This is a genomic window from Limnothrix sp. FACHB-1083, assembly GCF_014696485.1.
Classification (GTDB): Bacteria; Cyanobacteriota; Cyanobacteriia; order CACIAM-69d; family CACIAM-69d; genus CACIAM-69d.
In genome coordinates this window covers 464194-484354 of the sequence record NZ_JACJQD010000002.1, presented here as the reverse complement: position 1 = coordinate 484354, position 20161 = coordinate 464194, and the positions used below count along the sequence as shown (strand labels likewise).

Genomic DNA, 20161 nt, shown 5'->3' with positions numbered 1-20161 from the left:
GTTCTCTTAAGTAATCTAGATTTCGAATATTTTAAAGATTTTTGACTAAGAATTCGGCTGGCTTCTGAATGCTCTCTGGTGACATAGTAGAAATGAAATCACTGTTTTCCAGAAGAATATTAATAGCACTCTTACGAATTTCGATATTGCCAACCCCGTCAATGACATAACAGATTTTATGATTTTCACTGTGAGCACTTGCCAAAAGAGAAGATGACTCTCGGGCTTTTCTTTCAATAACGCTATTGGTCGTGACTTGAAAACTAACTTCAATGCCACAATATCGATTTTGAGGAGACTGAACAACAATATCAAAGTTCGTTTCTCGTTGATCTTGAGTGTGCGAGACCCGTGGTAGAGACGAATCTTTGTGTAGCTCCCAATTTGATGGAAGCAAAGCTTTAAGATGGTTCAAGACATAATCTTGAGCCAGATGTCCAAGATCATTAGAAGTTGCACCAGCAACTTGACGACTCACTCGAAGATAGTTTTCTTTTGCAAAATTATCTAAATCTTGACATTTACCGAGTAAAGATCCGAGAATACATTTCTCTTTAATATCGCCTGGTAAGGTATCGCAAACTGCAGACGAGCTAAATAGTAGCAACATGGCTACATCTTGCATAATATCTGTTATTTTTCGATCAGACTTATCTTTAGTGAGAAGGCTTTGAGCATCAACACTTAGAGCTGAATTGCTCAATGAGCATTTTGTTTGAATTTTTTTAAATGAATATTCTTGAATTTGTCCCTGCCACTCAAATTGTAAAACTCCGTTGGGAAAATACCGAGATAAAGAGGGCAGCTTATTTAGTGCTTCTCCTCCTAAATCACTAGCAACCATCAAATGTTTTAGAAATAAGGAGCCTGATAGAAGACGGCTCTGTTCAAGTCCGCCAATCCAAGCTTCTGGGTGGCTGTCACAAACTTTCAGCAACGAGATGAAAGCGTCTTGAGTTTTTAAAAGAATTGGAAGTGTGCTTTTATGACCCGCTAGTTGAAGCAACTCCGTTGGCCAGTGGAGAATTGCTTCAGCTTGTAGGTCTGCTAGGGTTCTGTGCTTCGAGGACATTGCTCCCATCAAGAGTTGCTAACTTAGACACTGCAACGGCATGAGGAGAAGGGCAAAAGCTTATCGCCCCATGCCGTTGCTGGCTAATCCTAGCTCACGCTCGCCGGTAAGCGCAGGTCGATCGCCTGGGATTGGATATCGAGCAGGGTTTCGCCGTTGTCGGCCACATCCACCAACACCCGATCGCCCCCCTTGACCCGACCGGACAGAATCGCCTCTGCCAGAGCATCTTCCAGCAGTTGCGTCACCTTGCGGCGCAGCGGGCGGGCCCCCAAGCTGCTGTCGAAGCCCTCGTCGGCCACCTTGTCCTTGAAGCGATCGCTCGCGGTCAGGCGAATGTCTTGCTCCACCAGCCGATCGGCCACCTGCACCACCAACAGATCGACAATTTGCCGCACTTCCGATTTTTCCAAGGGGCGGAACACCACCACCTCGTCCAACCGGTTCAGGAACTCGGGGCGGAAGAAGTTTTTCAGCTCATCGGTGACCCGATCGCGGATTGCTTGATAACGACCCTCAGCGCTGTCGCTGGCGAGGCCAAAGCCCAGGTTTGCGCCGCCCTTGGCGATCGCCTTGGCCCCCAGGTTGGAGGTCATCACGATCAGCGAATTGCGGAAGCTGACCACCCGTCCTTGGGAATCCGTCAGCCGCCCTTCATCGAGCAACTGCAACATCAGGTTGAACACGTCCGGGTGGGCTTTTTCCACCTCGTCAAACAGCACCAGGCTGTAGGGGCGGCGGCGCACCGCTTCCGTGAGCTGGCCGCCATCGCCATAGCCGACGAATCCCGGCGGGCTGCCGATCAGCTTCGAGGTGGATTGGGGTTCCATGAATTCGGACATGTCGATCCGAATGATCGACTCATCGGAGCCGAACATGAAGTTAGCCAACGCTTTGGCCAGTTCCGTTTTTCCGACACCCGTGGGGCCGAGGAACAAGAAGCTGGCGATCGGGCGCTCCAGATTCCGCAGGCCGGAGCGGGCCCGGCGCAGGGCCTTCGAGACCGCTTCGATCGCCTCGTTTTGCCCAATCAGCCGCTCGTGCAGCTTGGCTTCCAGGTTCAGCAGTTGTCCCACTTCCGCATCCGAAAGCTGCGTTACCGGTACGCCTGTCCAGAGGCTGACGATTTCAGCGATGTCTTCAGCGGTAATCGTTGGGCGAGGGCGATCGGTAGCGGGGGCTTGGCGGGCGATCGCCAATTCTTCGGTGATTACCAATTCCCGATCGCGCAGTTTGGCCGCCGTTTCAAAGTCTTGGTTTTCCACGGCTTGCTCTTTTTCCTCGACGGTTTGGGCCAGTTGCTGCTCCAAATCGCGGATGTGAGCGGGCTTTTTGCCAACGCTGACGCGGGCCCGGGAACCGGCTTCGTCGATCAGGTCGATCGCCTTGTCGGGCAGGAACCGATCGGCAATGTAGCGATCAGCCAAGGTGACAGCCGCCGCGATCGCCTCATCAGTCATCAGCACGTTGTGGAAGGTTTCGTAGGTGCTGCGGAGGCCGCGCAAAATCTCGATCGCCTCGGCTGGGGTCGGCTCACCCACCTTCACGGGCTGGAACCGCCGCTCCAGGGCCGCATCCCGCTCAATATATTGGCGGTACTCATCCAGCGTCGTCGCGCCCAGGCATTGCAACTGCCCCCGCGCCAGGGCCGGCTTCAGCAGGTTGCCCGCCGACAGGCCGCCCTGCATTCCGCCCGCACCCAGCAAGGTGTGAACTTCATCAATGAACACAATCACGTTGCCGGCCCGCTGCACTTCGCTGACCAGTTCCTTCAGCCGCTCTTCAAAGGCTCCGCGATATTGCGTGCCCGCCAGCAACCGCCCCATATCCAGGGAATAGACTTGCTTATCGAGCAGGGTTTCCGGCACATCGGCCAGGGCAATTCGTTGGGCCAAGCCTTCCGCGATCGCGGTTTTGCCCACGCCCGGCTCACCAATCAGGATCGGGTTATTTTTGGTGCGGCGACCCAGGATTTGCACCACGCGCTCAATTTCCCGATCGCGCCCCACCACGGGATCAAGCTTGTCCTCGATCGCCGCTTGGGTCAGGTTGGTGCAATAGGTGGCCAAAATGTTGCCGCTGTCGGCGCGATCGCCCGTGGACTCTCGCCGGGACTCGCCCCGATCGCCCGCGGCCACCGCCGCCGTTTCCCCCAGCAACCGAATCAAGTTGATCCGCAATTGATCGGGATCCACATCCATACTCCGCAGTACCTTCACCGCCGAGTTGTCCCGATCGCGAATAATCGCCAACAGCAAATGCTCCGGAGCCACCACCTTTTGGCCCTGTTGACGCGCTTCGGCCAAGGCCGCCTCAAACAGGGCCTTCACCTTGGGCGTAAAAGGCACTTCGTCCGGAACCATCCCCGCGCCGCGACCAATCAGCGCTTCCACCCGGGCCCGGGCCCCCTCCAGGGTGACCCCCGCTGCCGCCAACAACTGAGCCGCCGGGCTGGACTGTTCACCCAACAAACCGAGCAGGATTTGCTCACTGCCCACGAGGCGGTGGCCCAAGCGGCGAGATTCTTCCTGGGCGAGCAAGATGGCTTGGATGGCGCGATCGGTAAAGTACTCAAACATGGTGCAGAGAGGGGCAAGAGGGCAAGATTACGCAGTTGGACGGGGTTGGCTCGTGGTGGCGGAGCAATCACCAAAGGTCATCATGGGCAGATTGCAGTGAGCAGACCAAATGAACAGACCAAATGAACAGACCAAGGGATCCAAATAAGCCAAATAAATGGATCCATGGACAGATCCCGGGGATTCGTCATCAACCAAGTCAACAGCCCAACAATGGGCTAGCAACAGGCTCACAGCGGCTCCTTAGCCCCAAATCAGTACCGATGTTTTGAGCTAGGGGGTGGGAAACTGTGAATAAATGTTTACAACCTTAAAACTAATCTAAAGGATTCTGTATAGCCTGGCGCGATCGCGCGGGTACGGGAATTGCGACAAGGGTGGAGGCAATGGGGGGCAAGACCCCTCATAGAGGTGTTAAAGTGCTGGAATCCAAAGGCTGGCATCCCTTCCTGAGCCACGATCGCCCTGGTTGGTGAACAATCCGGCCGGGTTTGATTTCCCCCCAACCGGCCCCAAACCGGCGGCATGAGCCTTGGTTTGGTCATGATTGGGTTTTGATTGGGTTTTGATCAGGCATAGATCTCGCGTTAGTCGTTTTTGATTTACGTCTTCATGTCGATTTACGTCAATTCACGTCAATCGGCATCCCGATCAAGCCCCGCATGGGCGGGTATGGTGATTCACGATGCATCCTCTGGTCGGGCTGGGCCAAGAACACAGAACACCCATGGGTCAGGTTTCTTTTGATCGTCTCTACCGCTATGCGGAACTGTCGGAGATTTTGCAGAGCTATGCGGCCGCATTTCCGCAGCTTGTCCAATTGGCATCGATTGGCCGCAGCTACGAGGGCCGGGATATTTGGTTACTAACCATCACCAATAGCGAGACGGGGCCCGATCGCCACAAGCCAGCCCTCTGGGTGGATGGCAATATCCACGCCACGGAACTTGCGCCTTCCACGGCCTGCCTCTATCTCCTCGACTTTTTGACAAAGCACTATGGCAGCGATCCGGACGTTACCCGCTGTCTGGATTCGCGGACGTTTTATATTTGCCCTCGCGTGAATCCCGACGGAGCCGAGCTGGCCCTGGCCGATCGCCCCAAATTTGTACGATCGAGCACTCGACCCTACCCGGGCGATCGGTTGGCGGGCGGCCCCAGCGAACTGCAAATGGAAGATATCGATGGGGACGGGCGGATCCTTTGGATGCGTGTGCCCGATCCCAATGGGGCCTGGAAAGTGTCCGATCGCGATCCCCGGTTGCTGGTGCGGCGCGACCCGATCGAAACCGGCGGCACTTACTATCGACTGCTGCCGGAGGGCCGGATCGATCGCTACGACGGCGCGACGATCGCCACCCCCCGCCCGATCGAAGGGTTGGATCTAAACCGTAATTTCCCGATGCAGTGGCGACCGGAACCGGAACAGACCGGCGCGGGCAACTATCCCACCTCGGAGCCGGAAACGCGGGCGATCGCGGACTTCATTGCCCATCACCCCAACCTGAACGCCGCCGTGGCCTTCCACACCTTTGGCGGCCTGCTGTTGCGTCCCTACAGCCACGCCACCGACATGGAATTGCCCCAAGCGGACTGGCTGAATTACCGGGCGATCGGGCAAAAGGGCACAGAACTGACGGACTATCCCGCCACCAGTGTGTTTGAGGGCTACTGCGACCATCCGAAAAACGTGATGACCGGAGCCTTTGACGATTGGTGCTATGAGGAGCGGGGGCTATTTGCCTGGACGGTGGAGCTGTGGAACCTGCCCCAGGCGGCGGGGGTGAAAACGCCCAAATTGCTGGAATGGCTGGACGACCACCCGATCGAGGAAGATTTGGCGCTGCTGAAGTGGAACGATGAGGTGCTGGACGGGCGCGGCTATGTGGACTGGTACGCCTGGGAGCATCCGCAACTGGGCAAGGTGGAACTGGGCGGCTGGAACCAAATTTGCACCTGGCGCAACCCACCGGCTCACCTGCTGGAGCGAGAAATTGAACGGTTTCCCCGCTGGCTGCTCTGGCAATTGCTGATTTCGCCGCGTCTGGAACCGGTGAAGGCCACGGCGCAATCCTTGGGCGATCGGCTGTTTCAGGTGGAATGGGTGGTGCAAAACACGGGCTGGCTGCCGACCAATGGCACGCAAAAGGCGATCGAAAAGGGGGCGGTGCAACCCTGCCGCGCGGCGATCGCTCTACCGCCGGGTGCGGAGCTGATCAGCGGTCAACCGGAAGTGAGCTTGGGTCATCTGGCGGGGCGATCGCACCAACCGACCACGCCCTATTACGACCACATGGATCCGACGGACGATCGATCGCGGGTGGTCTGGCTGGTGCGTGGTGAACCAGGAATGGTGGTGGAGCTCACGGCTCGGGGCGATCGGGCAGGTCAGGTACAAAGGGCGATCGTCTTGCCGAGTTCGTAAACCCTGATCAGTTCAGAAGCGTTGCTTTCGGGTGGCGATCAGTTGATTTGTCCTCAACAAGGCCATTAACTGTATCCCACAGGATACAGTTAGCAGTATGTTTGAAATTCGCCAAACGGAAACTTATGCGCAATGGTTTAAAACTTTGCGCGATCGCCAAGCAAAAGCGCGTATTGATATTCGCATTCGGCGGCTGTCGATGGGTAATCCGGGCGATGTGAAGCCAGTGGGGCAAGGTGTATCAGAACTTCGGATTGACTACGGCCCAGGCTATCGAGTGTATTTCGTCCAACGAGGGGAAACCTTGATTATCCTTTTGGCAGGAGGGGATAAGCGTACTCAGGAACGAGACATCAAAACAGCCTTAGATTTGGCGCAAGACCTATAGGAGGTTTCTATGGCGATCGTTCAAACTCATTCTTGGGATGCAGCGGATCACTTGGAAACCAAGGAAGATATTGCTGCTTATCTGGAAGCTGCTCTTGAAGAGGGTGATCCAAGCCTAGTCGTGGCAGCGTTGGGAGACATTGCCCGTTCTAAAGGGATGACCCAGATTGCCCGTGAAGCAGGGTTGGGGCGTGAAAGTCTCTACAAAGCTTTGTCACTTGAAGGCAATCCAGAGTTTGCTACGGTTCTCAAAGTTTTACAGGTGCTTGGGTTACGTCTCCATGTTGTGCCCATTGCCTAACACTGCGTTGGTTCTGGTGGGCGATCGGGCTGGCTGGGTACAACGGGCGATCGTCTTGCCGAATTCGTAAATTTTTACAATCTCAGAAACCGCGACAGGCTAACGGCTAGACAGGGTTATTTGAGGAGTTGCGAATACCTAGATTGAGAACTTGAGTGAGTGGAAGGTGGCAGGAGGTTGATCGATAGAAGTATACTGATTAATTGTGGTGCTTCCACAATTAGAGTTGTGGCAAGAGTCCCCTAATTGGGGGTGATATCCTGAACCTGCGGTCTAATGTATAGCTAGGTCTACTGGTTTTAAGTTACTTGCAAGCGTAGAAGGCAACAAAGATGCAACAAACAGACATAAAAAATCAAATTTGGAGGAACCTTGACCGACTTCGGGCAGATCCAAGTTTTCGAGGATGTCGTGACACCAGGTTGTTGGAGCTTATTGGAGCAACTTTGGGAGTGGAAAAGCTTGACAGCTTATTCCAGAGCACAGAATTAATTTCTAAACTGGCAAATGCTTATTCAATTGTTGCACCTATTTATGTTTTGAAATTTATTGAAAAACTTCTAGAAGCCGAGAGTAAAAAATCTATTTTTGATCCTTGGCTAACAGCATCCTCGCCTGTTTTTTATATTCAGGCTGATGACGTTTTCGGAACTTGCATAGATCCAACAGAATTTGAAACTATTAAGTCCTTATTCGAGGAAAAAAGTCAGAATATAAAGCTTGATGACACACTAGATGAACTATCAAAAACAACACAGGGATTTGATTTGGTTCTTTCGTTTCCTCCTTTCGGAAGACGAATGCAAGACGTAAATGGAGAGAAAAGTCCTTTTGATTTTACAACAACTCTACTCTTGAAATGTGGTGAACGTTTAGCTCAAGATGGAAAATTAATCTTCCTTGTTCCTAATTCATTTTTGTGGAACGAAAAAGGGAAAGAAGCATTAAACAAACAAGGACTTTTTGTTGATGCTGTCTTTTCCATTCCTTCCGGTGCTTTTTCACCAATGACAAGTATTCAGTTACATCTTATTCTTATCTCTAAACAGAATAAAGAGAAAACATTTGTTGCTGAGATTTCACAAGATGATATAACGAATAAAACAATACTCCAAAACTTCAAAAACCAAAAACAAGGTCGAGCTATTCAACTTGGCTGTCTTGTTGATTTTTTAGAGTTCGAGTCATTGAATGCACTTATAGCTGAAAAAGAGATGCAAGAGCTTGTCAAGAGAATTGGCTACCCGCCAACTTTATTGACTGATATTTTATTAACTGATATTTCTGAATCTATAAATGTACTCAAAGGCGACAATGCTGATGAAGTTGAGCATTTAGCTAATTCTATTTATTTACCCAAGATCGGAAGCAGTCCCGTTGTTGCAAGCTTATCAGAACTGAAAATCAAACCAAAGAATTACTATCAAATTCAACTTGATGAAACAAAAGCCAATGCGATTTATGTGGCAAATTATTTTAATACGCCAATTGGTAAAAAATTAAGAGAGAGTTTAGGAGTTGGTGCAGCAATTCCTCAAATTCCAAAATCTCAACTTTCCAAATGCGTTTTATTTTTGCCTGACTTACCTACCCAAGCAGAGGTAATTGAAGTTGATAGCAAAATTCAACAATTCACATTTAGGCTTGATGAACTTAGACGCAATCTATGGAAACGACCGAAGAGCTATAAGTTAATCTCTAAGGAATTGAAAACTATAAATCAGGAAGAGAAATTAGAAACTTGGATTGACGAACTGCCTTTTCCTATCTCTTCGATTCTATGGCGGTATTATGCCACCAAAGACAATAGTAAAAAAATTGAGCACTTGTTTCACTTCTTTGAAGGATTCTCGGAATTTTTATCAATGCTAATGCTGAGTGCTTTGGTTCAAGACAAAGAATTTTACAAAGCCGAAAGCCATAACTGGGTTAATAATGATGAAAAATTTCAAGATTGGTATTTGAAAGCTACGTTTGGCAATTGGAATGCTCTCACGTCAAACCTTTCAAAAGCGATTAGAAAATATTTATCAGACAAAGATAGGAAGGATTATTGCAAAAGTCTGTTTGGCAATCCGACAGAAGCCTTTTTGTCAATGATTACCAGCAAGAGCATTATCCGTATATTAAAGGAAGTTGCCGATCTTAGAAATAAATGGAAGGGACATGGTGGCATAACAAGCGAAGAAGAAAATAATCAAAGAGTTCTAACACTTGAACAGAAACTAAACGAGTTTAGAGCGTATATTGCTGATGCCTTTGAAGATACTCGAATACTCTCCCCGACAACAAGCAGTTTTGAAGATGGTATCTTCACTTTTAACGCAAAAGAATTAATCGGAGCAAGAACCCCATTCAATGAAATAACAGTAAAAAGCCTAATCCCTCTTGACAGAAAAAAGCTGTATCTACGTAATTCAGGGCAGACAAAGCCACTGGAATTACTGCCATTTATCAAATTTGTTGAAGCATCTAACGCGATTTACTTTTATACAAGTATTGAGAGTAAAGATGTTCGTTGGATTTCATACCATTTTGAAAAAGAAGCTGAACTAAAACAACCAGTAGATGATCAACTATTTAAAGTATTTGACCTCCTTAAACCATAGCGGATAGGCAGAATGTCATCAGGTAACACAAGCTTGGTATGGTGGCGGGTTGAGTGTTTTGCATGACAGTCTCTATTACAACTATCCAGCCCCTGTAGATATTAGTTTTAGGAATTTAGCGGGTCATCAGTCCTGAGTTAGGCGATCGCCTCCAAATCAAAACCCATAGCGTGACTAATAACTATATTGACTTAGGAATGGCCCGGCTTGGGAACTCTGCGCCGATGCTTCCACATCACGAAACCTGTGATTAACAGCGCTAGGGGAGCCAACCCAACAAAAACGTAAAGAATTCGGGTTGCCAGACCGCCAAAAGTCCCAAAGTGAACTGCATCAAATTGACTCATAATCGCCTCCGCCCGAGTCGGCTTCAGCCCATCAGTCAGTTGAATTAACTCGCCGGTAAACTGATCGATCGCCACTCTAGTATTGCCCCATTGCGAGCTTTCTTGGGTTTGCCGCTTGCTGACGATCAATGGAGATTCCGGCTTTTTAGGAAGCACGATATAGGTCATCGTCGCATCGGGAATCACCGCTTCGGCTCGCTGGACCAACTCAGCAATGGATAAAGGCTGCTGACCTGGAATGGGCTTGGAAACTGGCGGGGCTGGCTTGGGCGTGAAAGTCACAGCATAAATCGCCTCATTCACCTTGGCTTGAGGCACATTCCAAGCAAACCCCGTGAACCCAATCAAGCCCAAAAAGATTGCCGTAATAATGCCTGAAACTTTATGAATATCAAAGTTGGTTCGTTTGATATGGGCATTTTTCCACTTGATTTTGAATCCAGCCATGAAGTTGCGCCAGCCCGGCCACAACACAATGCCAGTTAGGCTCAAGATCAATGTCAGCAACGCAACAATGCCCATAATTAGGGTTCCTGTTTCCCCCGCCAGCAGTTTGTAATGGAGGTCATAAATTAGGCCAACCCAACTGCTTTCCCATTCCCGATCGCCCATAATTTGCCCCGTGTAGGGATGCACAAACACCTGCCAATGGTGATGCGCTGGGGTCTCCAACCAGGCTTGATAGGGTTCCTGGGCTGATTGGGGTGGCGCAATGGTGTTGATGTTCCATTGCTTTTTCCCATAGGCCGCTTTGATCGATTCGATGATGGCAGCAACGGGCACCATTGACCCGGCAGGCACAACGGTTCCCAGCCGCTGAACCAGCACCCAATGATCAATTTCGTGCCAAAAAACGAGAACGCTGCCAGTCAAACCCGCGATGCACAACAAAATCCCGATCGCCAAACCTAACCAGCGGTGAATGAAGAAAGAAATCGTCCTGAGTTTGGCAGAAAGCAGGCGAGTGAGTGATTTTGGCAAAGGCTTTTGTGGTGATTCCATTTCATGCTTACCCCGGCTGATGAATACTGGGCGATCGCCGATCGCTGGGTTAAAACGTCCAAGAGAAACTGGCTTGCACGGTCAACGGCGCACCATAAAAGATGCGATTGCGATTGAAAGACCCTTCAAAATACTCCACATCAAAGAGGTTTTTGATGTTGATTGCCGCGCGGAATCCGTTCCGTTTATAAAAAATTGCGGCATCAGTTGTTAGGTAGCTCGGCAACTCAAATGTATTGGCATTATCACCTGCACGATCGCCCACATAAAACAAGCCCACACCAAATCCCAACCCTTGAAAATCGCCTTCCTGAATTTCATAGGTTGTCCACAAACTTGCCGCATGGGGTGCAGTGCGTTGGACGCGATTATTCACCAAATCTGAGTTATTGTCCTCAGTAATCCTTGCGTCGTTGTAAGCATAGCTGGCAAAGATCTTCCACCCTGGCAAAATCTCCCCGGCCACGCTGAGTTCAACACCCCGACTCCGCTGCTCTCCCGTTTGCACTGAGAAGTTGTCATCAACGGGATCGGTGGTCAGCACATTTTTTTGGGTGATGTTGTACCACGCCAAAGTTGCCGAAAGCCGATCGCTTAAATCGGCTTTCACACCAATTTCAAACTGGGTTCCTCGGGTAGGCTCAAAAGTACTGTCATCGCGAGAACGACCAATAGTTGGTTCAAACGATCGACTGTAGTTGGCATACAGGGAAATCGGTTCGATCGGTTGATAAACAATCCCTAGCCGAGGACTAAAGGCCTCGCCCGTCTGAACCAAATCGGGATTGCCGAAATCGCCAGTCTGTCTAAACATGTCAAACCGACCACCGATCAGCACCTTCAAGTTGTCTGCTAGGGTGATTTGATCTTGCAGCAAAATCCCCAGCTCATCGGTCACAATGCTGTCTTCACTGCTAAAGGTCACCGCGCCAGGCAATGCCCCAAAGGTGGGATCAAATAAATCAATGGGCGGGCCTTCTAGCCCCGTGAACTTCAGCTCAATATCCGATCGCCCTAAATCAACCCCAAATAATAATTGATGCTGAATGGAGCCGGTCGCGAACTTACCTACCACATTCGTAGTCATCCGATAGTCAAAATACTGGTCGGAAATGTCAGAGAAGCTGGTTGATATAGTTCGATTGTCAGCACCCAGCGCTCCCGGAAATCGGCCAAAGGTGTCAAACTCCATCCACCCATATCGAAACGCATGATTTAATGACCAATTTTCATTAAATTGATGCTCCAGCTTGTAGCCAATTCGGGTTTGTCGAACTTCAGCATCACTTTCCGTCAGGTTGCGGCTGCGCGGCACATCCCCCAGGGGGTTATCCAAAATTGTGCCCACAATCGGCAATCCATGGGTGGCGTTATCGCGCGACAAATGCTTGTAAGTGCCTTCAATGCTGAGTGTGGTGTCTTCACCCAAGGCAAAACTCAGAACCGGCGCAATCACGAAGTTTCTAGTTCGGCTGGAATCCGTGAAAAGCTCTTGGTCGCGATAGGAGGAATTCAGTCGATAAAGAATGTTTTTGTCGCGATCGAGGGGGCCAGACAGATCCACTTCGCCCCGGTAAAAATCGAAGCTGCCCGTACTCGCTTCCACGAAGTAATAGGGATCGCTCAAAGGGCGCTTTGTGACAAAGTTGATCGTTCCTCCCGGCGAGGATGAGCCAAACAAAATGGAGTTGGGCCCTTGGAGCACTTCAATTTGCTCAATCCCCGTGAGGTCAGGGCCAATATTGGCAGAGACCCCGTTAAAGTCCCGTGCGACTATGCCATCGACGGTGGGCGAAGTGAAAAAGCCTCGCACCTGGGCCCGCACCGCGTCAAAGTTAGACGGCGAGCCAACCCGCACACTAGGCGCATTCAGCAAGGCGCTGGTCACGTCAGCCCGTTGGTCTTGCAGCAGTTCCTGGGGAATGATTTGGATCGATTGGGGAATATCGCGTAAGGGCGTATCTGTTCGCGTTGCGCTGGAGGAGTTTGGCACGCGATAGCCCCGTTGCCCTTCGCCGGTGACCACGAGTTCCTCGTCTGGCTCCTCCCCGGCAGGGTTGAGGCTATAGGCCAGGCCGGCGGTGGTCAGGGTCACTTCGATGGTGGGCAGGGCGTTGGTTCCGGTGACGCTGACCCGGATCGTGTTGCTGTCTTGCTGCGTCACCTGCACCGTGGCAATGTCAGCGATCGGGTTTTCCGCCACAAAAGCTTGTCCTGCGGGTAGTGCCAGCACGGCATTCGGAATCTCGGCAACAAGACTATTGCCCTCAGTACGGAACTGAGTCGCATCAATTTGCAGGGGCTGATCTTCGGCGCTTTCTAGGATAATTTCGAGTTCCGCATCAGTGCGGTTCAGTTGCACGCCGGTTACTTGCACGGTGGCCCGTTCAATTTGCGCCCGCCACTCTTGGAGGCTGGTGGCAGGCTGCCCTAGGTCTTGTACTCGGGGAATTTGAGCGTTGTCCTCGGCCCAGGCGACCTGTGGCCCTGCCACCGACAGCACAGTCGCCACAACCAGACCCGACAACCGATTCACCATGACCCCACACCGCAGTTGAGAAAGACTTTCAGGAGCCTAGCAAGGGCGAATGGCAAAACAAAGCCGTTTTGGTGAGTCGCGGTACTTTTTTTGGGGGCTAGCAGAACTTTTTGCGCTGGGCCTGATAGAGCTTGGGATTGATGCCGAACTTGGTTCTGAACTGCTTGGCGAAGTGGCTGCGATCGCCAAAGCCCACAGCAGCCGCGACTTCGGACACTTTTAGCTCGCCGGTTTCGAGCAACTGTCTGGCTTGCTCTAGGCGATGGTCATGTAAATAGGTAAAAGGTGGCTGACCAAACACCTGCCGAAAGCCTTCTTTTAACGCCCGACTGTTCAGCCCCACCTGTTGCGCCAGAGTCATCAATGAGGGGGGCTGCTCTAGGTGTTTCAGCAAGATCGATCGCGCCTGGTGCAGGCGATCGATATCATCGGGTTTCAGGTTTGCCAGCGCCGCACCGCCCTCCCAAGTCTCTGCTGGGCCATGGGTTGATGGCTGTTCCTGCTGAATTTTCAGCTCATCGGCCAGCACCAGCATCACCGCCTCCAGGGCCTTGCTCTCTAGAAACATCCGCTTGGTAATGCCCTGATAGGGACAGCGAATGATTTGCCACAGCACCCGCTGCATGGCTCTGGAGACTTTGCCCACGCGGGTGTAGTAGAGCTGGTCTGGTGGCCGCACAAGGTGGCGCAAGGCCGGAGGGAGTTCCCCGTCTTGACCCGCAAAGGACTGAAACACCTGCGGCGACAGCCAAATATGGACTTCTAGGATCGGGTTCCGGTCTGTGCCAATGATCCAATCCTTGGGGGCCAGGCCACTGCCGTAGAGGGCATATTCCAGGTTGTGAACTTCGGTGTAGCTGTCTTGGTGCTGCCCGGAGAGGTGGAAATGGAACGACAGCCACTCGGCACGCTCGGCCAGGGCCGCATCCCAGCGATCGCGCAGCCGGTAGTGATGGACTTGGATTTCAAAGCCTTCCCGGAGTTCCACTTCTCGGATGTAGCCGTCCCAGAGCCAAGCGGGGTAAACCAATAAGCGATCGTGCCGATCGGTTGCGTCTGGGTGTCGGGCTTGGGCAGCCGTCTCTTGATAAAGCTCAACGGCGGCTTGTTCAGAAGTGGTGATGGTCATGGCGATCGCGCTGGCTTAAAAGACAGATTCTAATTAATGCGAAATTGTTGCATTAGAATTTGTTCTTGAGCAAGCCAGCAACATCGTGGTCTCTGGACATTTGCCAACCCGTTGTGGCTGCGACAACGATCGAGTCCGGCCATTCCACCGGGGCGATCGCGCTGCATCTGGCCATGGTTATGCGGCAGTATCCCATTGCCAAAATGAAGCACCTTGCCAAAACGGCAAAGTGCTTGAAGATGTTTTGGGTTGCCAGGGCCGGCTCCTGGATCGGGGAGCCGGTGGGACTAACGATAGTTAGTGAATTGCAGTGCCACGGGCAGATCTTCCTGCTTCAGGCGCTGGATCACCAGTTGCAGATCGTCTTTGGATTTGGCAGAAACGCGCACTGCGTCGCCTTGAATTTGGGCTTGAGCTTTTTTGAACTCATCGCGAATCAATTTGCTGATTTGTTTGGCGATGTCTTGGGGAATGCCCTTTTGCAACTTCACCTTTTGGCGAACACGGTTGCCGCTCGCGGATTCAATGTCGCCAAAGTCAAAGATTTTCAGATCTAGTTTTCGCTTGGCGGCTTTCTCGCGCAAAACGGCCGTGACGGCTTCAAGGGTCATTTCGCTGGCGGTTTCGATCGTGAGATCGGTTTCGCCCAGTTCAACGATCGTGTTGGTGTCTTTCAGGTCGTAGCGGGATTTCAAATCTCGCTGCAATTGGTCGATCGCGTTGACCAACTCCTGTCGATCGAACTCACTCACCACATCAAAGGAAAACGTCGCAGCCATAACCCTAATTTTTCAATCCAAACCAATACAAAATGAATCGCCCAATTCGTGATCAATCTTCAGCCAGGGGCGATCGAGTTCCCATGAACCAGACTCGCCAATGGTGACTGATGCAGCCGTGGATTCAGCCCCCCTAGGCAATTTGCTGGAGTGCTTGCACAAACAGCGAAATCATTGCAATTTGCCCAATGCCAAACATCAGCGATCGCAAGGGAGGAATGTTGGCCAAATAGGCCACCGAAAACAGCGCCCGCGCTCCCACAAAGGCCACCGCTGCCCAACCGGCCGCAGGGGTGTTGACCCCGGTGGCATAGGCCGCCAGGGCCGCAGCGGCATAGGGAGCAAAGGTTTCAATGCTGTTTTGGTGGGCCCAAGTGGCTCGCTTACCATAGTCCGGCAGGCGATCGAACATGGCCCGGGGCGCACCCAAATCCATCCCCACCTGGAACCGGGCATAGGCCACCGCCAAGTAAGGGAAATAGACCAAAAAGCTCGCCACAAAAATTGAACCCAGCAGCAAAGTGGGAATGCTAAAACCCAAAATCATGCGTTTTCACCTAGTCGAATTTCAGGAAGTCGAATCAACTAGTCGAAATAGAACAGCGTGACCACCCGACGCTGTTCTTCAGCTTCCCGGCAGGTTTGCAGCAGGGTCACACTGTCATGGAAGGCAAAGCAAATTAACTGCTGGCAACGGGAAATAATTTCGTGGTTGCACAGGGAGCTGGCTTCCGCCAAAGAAAGCTGGTCATTTTCTGGTTTTTCAACCAAATGAATCACCGATTCCAATTGATCGCGAGATTCGCGCGGTTGCCGCTCCAAACTTTGGGGCAAAATCACGGTCAACAAATTGGCATCGGCGCGCATGGCTCCGCGAATGGCGGCGGCGTTGGTTCCCGTAGCACCCGAAGTAATAATTTGATTCCCGGCCAGCACCAATGCGTAGCTGAGGGTTTCAATCAATTGTTGATGCGTAATCGGCACGTGGCGCGAACCCAGGATGGCGATCCGCTTGGAGCCGGTTTGCTGGATTGCAGCGAGTTCCTGCAAAAAATCGTCAACCTTGGGAAGATCGAGAGACGGACTCAAGGGTGCTACGGGGCAATAACAACGCCGCCATTTTAACAGAGACTTGGAGGCTGGCGTTGCGGCCCAAGAATTTAAAAATGAGGTGGGCTGGCGAGTACAAATTCAGGCCAGGATTGGCGGAAGGATGCTTTTGGGGATGGTAATTCAGGGGATCGATTCGCAGAACAACGGCTTTTGCTAGACTGAAGGTTCAATGGCGCGTGACTCAAAACAGTGACCCGTGAACCGGAGGGCTGCGCTCTCATCTTCATGACCCGATCGCCCCAGTTTGTTGCCACCGTTTAAGTTTTGCTTGGGGTGGAGGCTGGGTTGATCGATCGACCGTTCATCAGCGTTTTGGTTTCGGGTTCCTGCGTTGTGCCACTGTTTTGTGCCACTGTGTTGCGCCATTGTGTAGAACTCACCTCGCCAGCCGATCGCGGCGACGTAATTTTGATGAGTGATCCGGATTTGAAGTTGAACGCGCAAGAGCTGGCCCTGTTGACGGCTGAGGGCATTGAAGACGAAGGGGACGACGAGACGGTAGTGGAGTTTGCGCCGCCTGTGGCCAAGGGGGCGGTCTATCAACTGGGGCGTGGTTCCAGCTATGAAGTGGCGATCGCGGCGGCCAACGCGGCGGACGATCGTAAAGGGGAAGACATTGCGCTGCTGGAGGTGACGGAGGTTTCCTACCTGGCGGACTATTTCCTGATTGTGACCGGGTTTTCGCGGGCCCAAATTCGCGCCATTGCCGACGCGATCGAAATGAAGCTGAAAACCGAGTTCGATCGCCGGCCCCAAAACACCGCTGGCTATGGTGATGGCGGCTGGGTTTTGCATGACTACGGCGATGTGGTGGTGCATGTGATGATGCCCACGGAGCGCGAATACTACAACTTAGAAGCCTTTTGGGGCCACAGCAGGCGGCTGGAGTTTCGGCCCCTGCCCGCCACTGAATCGTCCAACACGGCTGGCTAGGGATCTCGATTCGATCCCCCCGCTGATCATCCATGCCTGAGCGGCGCAACAGAGCTGATTCATCCCTTGTTTATGACGCGATCGCCCCGTTCGGTTTGCCCCGTTCCCGAAGAACAACAACCCCTCAACGAGTTTTCCGAGTTGAAGGAGGCCTGGCTGTTGTCTTGGCCCACCCTGCCGGGCCGAGGGTTGGTGATCAAGCTGCTGTGGATTTGGGCCTGGAGCTGGTTGGTGGTGGGGCCCGTGGCCGCCGCCAGCTTCCCCCTCAAAAAAGACCTGGCTCACTTTCTGTTGGGGGCCGGTGGCGGGGCGGTGTTACCCGTGTTGCTGGTGTTGGCGCGGATCTATTCGGCCTGGAGCTATGTGGGCCGTCGCCTGTTCAGCGAAAAAATTATCTATGAAGAATCCGGCTGGTATGACGGCCAGGTCTGGGAAAAGGCTCCGGAAATGTTGGCCCAAGATCGGCTAGTGGTTTCCTATGAGGTGAAGCCCACGCTCGATCGGCTCCGGCGGTTGGTGCTGATTTTGGCAGGAACCTTGCTGGCGGGGGCGGCCGTTTGGAGCCTGGTCTAGGGGCCGGTTCGGTTAACCTGGATGGGGAACGGTGGGCGCGATCGAGCGAGTTCGATCGCAAGGCCCCGATCCGCGCAAGATCCGTTGAAGAATGGAAAACACCGAAAAAATGGGCTGATTGCCGAAGCTGATCTTAAATTGCGATGAACAATCGCAGTTTTTGGCGGAATTAATGTCTAACTAAACAAGTTTCAAACCAGTTTTTATGACTCGGGGCAAATTAACGCGCGCGGCCGATATTGAAATTCGCTTGCTGCGGGAAGGGTTGGTGGAGTCCACCCACATGGTGCAAGCAGTGGCCTGCGATGACCGGGGGCGCTTGTTGATGTTGGCGGGCGATTCCGGCATCTCCAGCTTTGCGCGATCGGCTCTGAAACCCTTCCAGGCCCTGGCCGTGGTCGCCTCTGGAACCTTGGATCACTTTGGTCTCAGCAATCGCGACCTGGCGATCATGTGCAGTTCCCATCAGGGAGACATTGCCCAAGCCCGCCAAGTGTTCAACATCCTTTGGCATTGCGGCATTGAACCCAGCGCCCTCCAATGCCCGATTCCCCAAGGCAAATCCAGCGCACTTCAACACAACTGCTCTGGCAAACATGCAGGGATGTTGGCCATGTGTCGTCACGGCAATTGGTCGATCGGGGACTATCTGCAATATTCCCACCCCGCCCAGCAAGCCGTTTCCAGTGTCATTGGCGAGCTGCTCGGGATTCCTGCCCAAGAATTTGTCGTAGCCCGCGACGATTGCGGCGCGCCCACCTATCTGATGCCCCTTCAGGAGTTGGCCACCCTGTTTGCCAAGCTCACATCCGGCGACAATCTGCAATTGGAGCGCATCGTGCGGGCCATGACCGGCTATCCGGAGCTGATTTCCGGCCATGGTGGCTTTGACACGGATCTGATGCGGCTGACGGGGGGCGAAATTGTCAGCAAAGCGGGAGCCGAAGGGATGCAGTGTATGGGCCGCGTGGGCGAGCGGCTGGGCATTGCTATCAAGGTGACAGACGGGGCCAAGCGGGCCAAATATGCTGCTGCGATCCACATTCTGAAACAACTGGGCTGGATTGGGCCCGATGTGTCGGAAGCGCTGGAAGAAAAATATGTGCAGCTCAATGCCTTTAAGCGGCTAGAGGCGATCGGGGAGCTAAAAATCGCCTAGATTTCGATCGGTTGAGCAGACCAAAATCAACTCAATTTCTGATCTTGATCCATATCTTGATCGGCATACTCGATCGACATCGTGAGCGCCAATTCCCAGGAAAAGGGCGGCTCGATCGGGAACGTCTTCAAGGGCAATTTTGTTTCCACAAAAGCTTGCTCGCGGGCTTGGGGATAGGCCTGCTCGATTGCACTGGGGAGCCAGGGTTTCAAACTCGGATTTTCGGTGAGTAACTGTTGAACTTCACGGCGGGCGGAACGAATGCTAAACACCCAAGAATTCGATCGGTGATCGGGTTGAAACCGCCATTTCAGCAAATGCAGATAGAGCCGCACAATCTGACTGGCTAAAGCTCGCTTTTCCGATCGCCCCAAGCTTTCAACCTCTTCTAACAAATTCTCCAGATCCAATTGATCAAACTGCCCCGATCGCAACAATTCGGCCTGTTGTTGCACCCAGCCGTAATAATCGCTGTCGTAGGTGGTCGGGGCGATCGACTCGATAGTCGTCTGTGTTTCCATGCGGTGGCATCCTAATCCCGATCAACATATTCGATCGCAACAGTCATCGCAGCTTCCCAAGTAAACGGCAGCTCGATCGGGAACGTATCGATTGGTAAGCCCATTTCTCGGGCGGCTTTTTTGCGGGCCTGCTCATAGCTCTTGACGATCCAATCTGCTAAGTCGCGCCGAAAGCTGGGATTTTCGTCGAGTAATTCCAAGATTTCATCCCGCGCATCTTCAATGGAAAATGCCCAAGAGTTCGATCGCTTGTGGGGTTGGTATTGCCACTTCAGCAGATGCCAATAGAGCCGGATAATCTGACTGGTTAAAGCTCGCTTTTCCGATCGCCCCAAGCTTTCAACCTCTTCTAACAAATTCTCCAGATCCAATTGATCAAACTGCCCCGATCGCAACAGTTCGGCCTGTTGTTGCACCCAGCCGTAATAGTCGCTGTCGTAGGTGATCGGGGCGATCGTTTTGGAAGTCATTGGCTCAAACTCCTCAGCGCCTTGACCATCGAGAAACTGCAATGTTGCCCAAGGTCGCTGTTGCTATTGTGCAAGATCCAGCACCGTGGTGGCACAGTCCGTGAAAGGTCATCAAACCCGCAAAACCCTTATCCAAAAACCGTTCCACCCTGCTAGACAAGGGACTTAAGCCCCTTGCCCCCTGACGATTTGGTAACAGCCAAGCTCCCGGCGGAACCTGCAA

General features: G+C 52.3%; 19 protein-coding genes. 8 read left to right on the top strand and 11 right to left on the bottom strand.

The genetic code is table 11. From position 1 onward, the window contains the following. Nucleotides 1-31 precede the first annotated feature (31 nt). Entirely contained in the window at nucleotides 32-1072 is a 1041-nt protein-coding gene (locus H6F46_RS04080) for a hypothetical protein (protein ID WP_190353636.1), read from the bottom strand. Nucleotides 1073-1161: 89 nt separating this feature from the next. After that, on the bottom strand, nucleotides 1162-3651 hold the full coding sequence (locus tag H6F46_RS04075) for an ATP-dependent Clp protease ATP-binding subunit (RefSeq protein WP_190353635.1): 2490 nt from the start codon (nucleotides 3649-3651) through the stop codon (nucleotides 1162-1164). Nucleotides 3652-4378: 727 nt separating this feature from the next. Between H6F46_RS04075 and H6F46_RS04070 the strand changes: the two genes are divergently transcribed. The 4 genes from H6F46_RS04070 (at nucleotide 4379) to H6F46_RS04055 (ending at nucleotide 9373) form a co-directional block, all read left to right on the top strand. Continuing rightward, complete coding sequence (locus H6F46_RS04070) at nucleotides 4379-6076, top strand: M14 family metallopeptidase (protein ID WP_190353634.1); 1698 nt, start codon at nucleotides 4379-4381, stop codon at nucleotides 6074-6076. A 97-nt stretch (nucleotides 6077-6173) separates the two neighbouring features. Then, on the top strand, nucleotides 6174-6464 hold the full coding sequence (locus tag H6F46_RS04065; protein ID WP_190353633.1) for a type II toxin-antitoxin system RelE/ParE family toxin: 291 nt from the start codon (nucleotides 6174-6176) through the stop codon (nucleotides 6462-6464). A gap of 9 nt (nucleotides 6465-6473) precedes the next feature. Continuing rightward, a complete protein-coding gene (locus H6F46_RS04060) occupies nucleotides 6474-6764 on the top strand; it encodes an addiction module antidote protein (protein ID WP_190353632.1) in 291 nt (96 codons plus the stop codon). A 332-nt stretch (nucleotides 6765-7096) separates the two neighbouring features. Further along, complete coding sequence (locus H6F46_RS04055; RefSeq protein WP_190353631.1) at nucleotides 7097-9373, top strand: N-6 DNA methylase; 2277 nt, start codon at nucleotides 7097-7099, stop codon at nucleotides 9371-9373. A 191-nt stretch (nucleotides 9374-9564) separates the two neighbouring features. On the opposite strand, the gene H6F46_RS04050 is transcribed toward H6F46_RS04055, so the two are convergent. From H6F46_RS04050 to H6F46_RS04040, 3 genes are all read right to left on the bottom strand, one after another. Beyond that, nucleotides 9565-10701 carry a PepSY domain-containing protein gene (locus H6F46_RS04050; protein WP_242027762.1) on the bottom strand — a complete coding sequence of 379 codons (1137 nt, stop codon included), beginning with the start codon at nucleotides 10699-10701 and terminating at the stop codon, nucleotides 9565-9567. Nucleotides 10702-10771: 70 nt separating this feature from the next. Continuing rightward, nucleotides 10772-13261, bottom strand: a complete 2490-nt coding sequence (locus tag H6F46_RS04045) for a TonB-dependent siderophore receptor (protein WP_190353629.1) — start codon at nucleotides 13259-13261, stop codon at nucleotides 10772-10774. A 97-nt stretch (nucleotides 13262-13358) separates the two neighbouring features. Further along, complete coding sequence (locus H6F46_RS04040; RefSeq protein WP_190353628.1) at nucleotides 13359-14390, bottom strand: AraC family transcriptional regulator; 1032 nt, start codon at nucleotides 14388-14390, stop codon at nucleotides 13359-13361. 85 nt (nucleotides 14391-14475) lie between these two features. On the opposite strand from H6F46_RS04040, the gene H6F46_RS04035 reads away from it, so the two are divergent. Continuing rightward, nucleotides 14476-14691 carry a hypothetical protein gene (locus H6F46_RS04035; RefSeq protein ID WP_190404979.1) on the top strand — a complete coding sequence of 72 codons (216 nt, stop codon included), beginning with the start codon at nucleotides 14476-14478 and terminating at the stop codon, nucleotides 14689-14691. On the opposite strand, the gene H6F46_RS04030 is transcribed toward H6F46_RS04035, so the two are convergent. The 4 genes from H6F46_RS04030 to H6F46_RS04015 form a co-directional block, all read right to left on the bottom strand. Continuing rightward, nucleotides 14678-15169 (bottom strand): YajQ family cyclic di-GMP-binding protein, encoded by a 492-nt coding sequence (locus H6F46_RS04030; protein ID WP_099533429.1) that lies wholly within the window; start codon nucleotides 15167-15169, stop codon nucleotides 14678-14680. The genes H6F46_RS04035 and H6F46_RS04030 overlap by 14 nt on opposite strands. 133 nt (nucleotides 15170-15302) lie before the next feature. Next, the gene (locus H6F46_RS04025) at nucleotides 15303-15716 is read right to left on the bottom strand and encodes an MAPEG family protein (RefSeq protein WP_190353627.1); all 414 of its coding nucleotides are present in this window, start codon (nucleotides 15714-15716) and stop codon (nucleotides 15303-15305) included. A 38-nt stretch (nucleotides 15717-15754) separates the two neighbouring features. Continuing rightward, a complete protein-coding gene (locus tag H6F46_RS04020) occupies nucleotides 15755-16258 on the bottom strand; it encodes a DNA-processing protein DprA (RefSeq protein ID WP_099533428.1) in 504 nt (167 codons plus the stop codon). A gap of 177 nt (nucleotides 16259-16435) precedes the next feature. Further along, nucleotides 16436-16648: a hypothetical protein gene (locus H6F46_RS04015; RefSeq protein WP_190353626.1), complete on the bottom strand. Its 213-nt coding sequence runs from the start codon at nucleotides 16646-16648 to the stop codon at nucleotides 16436-16438. Nucleotides 16649-16825: 177 nt separating this feature from the next. Here H6F46_RS04015 and rsfS point away from each other — a divergent pair, with 177 nt between their 5' ends. The 3 genes from rsfS to H6F46_RS04000 all read left to right on the top strand — a co-directional run bounded on the left by rsfS (nucleotide 16826) and on the right by H6F46_RS04000 (nucleotide 18947). Further along, entirely contained in the window at nucleotides 16826-17215 is a 390-nt protein-coding gene (gene rsfS, locus H6F46_RS04010; RefSeq protein WP_370567079.1) for a ribosome silencing factor, read from the top strand. Between the two features lie 72 nt (nucleotides 17216-17287). Further along, nucleotides 17288-17788 carry a CGLD27 family protein gene (locus tag H6F46_RS04005; protein ID WP_190353625.1) on the top strand — a complete coding sequence of 167 codons (501 nt, stop codon included), beginning with the start codon at nucleotides 17288-17290 and terminating at the stop codon, nucleotides 17786-17788. Nucleotides 17789-17993: 205 nt separating this feature from the next. Further along, nucleotides 17994-18947, top strand: coding sequence for an asparaginase (locus H6F46_RS04000; protein ID WP_099533424.1), 954 nt, complete (start codon nucleotides 17994-17996; stop codon nucleotides 18945-18947). Nucleotides 18948-18973: 26 nt separating this feature from the next. Here the strand turns inward: H6F46_RS04000 and H6F46_RS03995 are convergent, their stop codons facing one another. Together H6F46_RS03995 and H6F46_RS03990 are read right to left on the bottom strand one after the other, a co-directional pair. Next, nucleotides 18974-19468 (bottom strand): DUF29 domain-containing protein, encoded by a 495-nt coding sequence (locus H6F46_RS03995; RefSeq protein ID WP_190353624.1) that lies wholly within the window; start codon nucleotides 19466-19468, stop codon nucleotides 18974-18976. An 11-nt stretch (nucleotides 19469-19479) separates the two neighbouring features. Then, a complete protein-coding gene (locus tag H6F46_RS03990) occupies nucleotides 19480-19938 on the bottom strand; it encodes a DUF29 domain-containing protein (RefSeq protein ID WP_190353623.1) in 459 nt (152 codons plus the stop codon). Between the last annotated feature and the right edge of the window lie 223 nt (nucleotides 19939-20161).

Bases quoted from the DNA above. Each gene is read 5' to 3' on its own strand.
- H6F46_RS04080 (WP_190353636.1), bottom strand. From the start codon at position 1,072: ATGTCCTCGAAGCACAGAACCCTAGCAGACCTACAAGCTGAAGCAATT.
- H6F46_RS04075 (WP_190353635.1), bottom strand. From the start codon at position 3,651: ATGTTTGAGTACTTTACCGATCGCGCCATCCAAGCCATCTTGCTCGCC.
- H6F46_RS04070 (WP_190353634.1), top strand. From the start codon at position 4,379: ATGGGTCAGGTTTCTTTTGATCGTCTCTACCGCTATGCGGAACTGTCG.
- H6F46_RS04065 (WP_190353633.1), top strand. From the start codon at position 6,174: ATGTTTGAAATTCGCCAAACGGAAACTTATGCGCAATGGTTTAAAACT.
- H6F46_RS04060 (WP_190353632.1), top strand. From the start codon at position 6,474: ATGGCGATCGTTCAAACTCATTCTTGGGATGCAGCGGATCACTTGGAA.
- H6F46_RS04055 (WP_190353631.1), top strand. From the start codon at position 7,097: ATGCAACAAACAGACATAAAAAATCAAATTTGGAGGAACCTTGACCGA.
- H6F46_RS04045 (WP_190353629.1), bottom strand. From the start codon at position 13,261: ATGGTGAATCGGTTGTCGGGTCTGGTTGTGGCGACTGTGCTGTCGGTG.
- H6F46_RS04040 (WP_190353628.1), bottom strand. From the start codon at position 14,390: ATGACCATCACCACTTCTGAACAAGCCGCCGTTGAGCTTTATCAAGAG.
- H6F46_RS04030 (WP_099533429.1), bottom strand. From the start codon at position 15,169: ATGGCTGCGACGTTTTCCTTTGATGTGGTGAGTGAGTTCGATCGACAG.
- H6F46_RS04025 (WP_190353627.1), bottom strand. From the start codon at position 15,716: ATGATTTTGGGTTTTAGCATTCCCACTTTGCTGCTGGGTTCAATTTTT.
- H6F46_RS04015 (WP_190353626.1), bottom strand. From the start codon at position 16,648: ATGGCGCAACACAGTGGCACAAAACAGTGGCACAACGCAGGAACCCGA.
- H6F46_RS04005 (WP_190353625.1), top strand. From the start codon at position 17,288: ATGACGCGATCGCCCCGTTCGGTTTGCCCCGTTCCCGAAGAACAACAA.
- H6F46_RS04000 (WP_099533424.1), top strand. From the start codon at position 17,994: ATGACTCGGGGCAAATTAACGCGCGCGGCCGATATTGAAATTCGCTTG.
- H6F46_RS03995 (WP_190353624.1), bottom strand. From the start codon at position 19,468: ATGGAAACACAGACGACTATCGAGTCGATCGCCCCGACCACCTACGAC.
- H6F46_RS03990 (WP_190353623.1), bottom strand. From the start codon at position 19,938: ATGACTTCCAAAACGATCGCCCCGATCACCTACGACAGCGACTATTAC.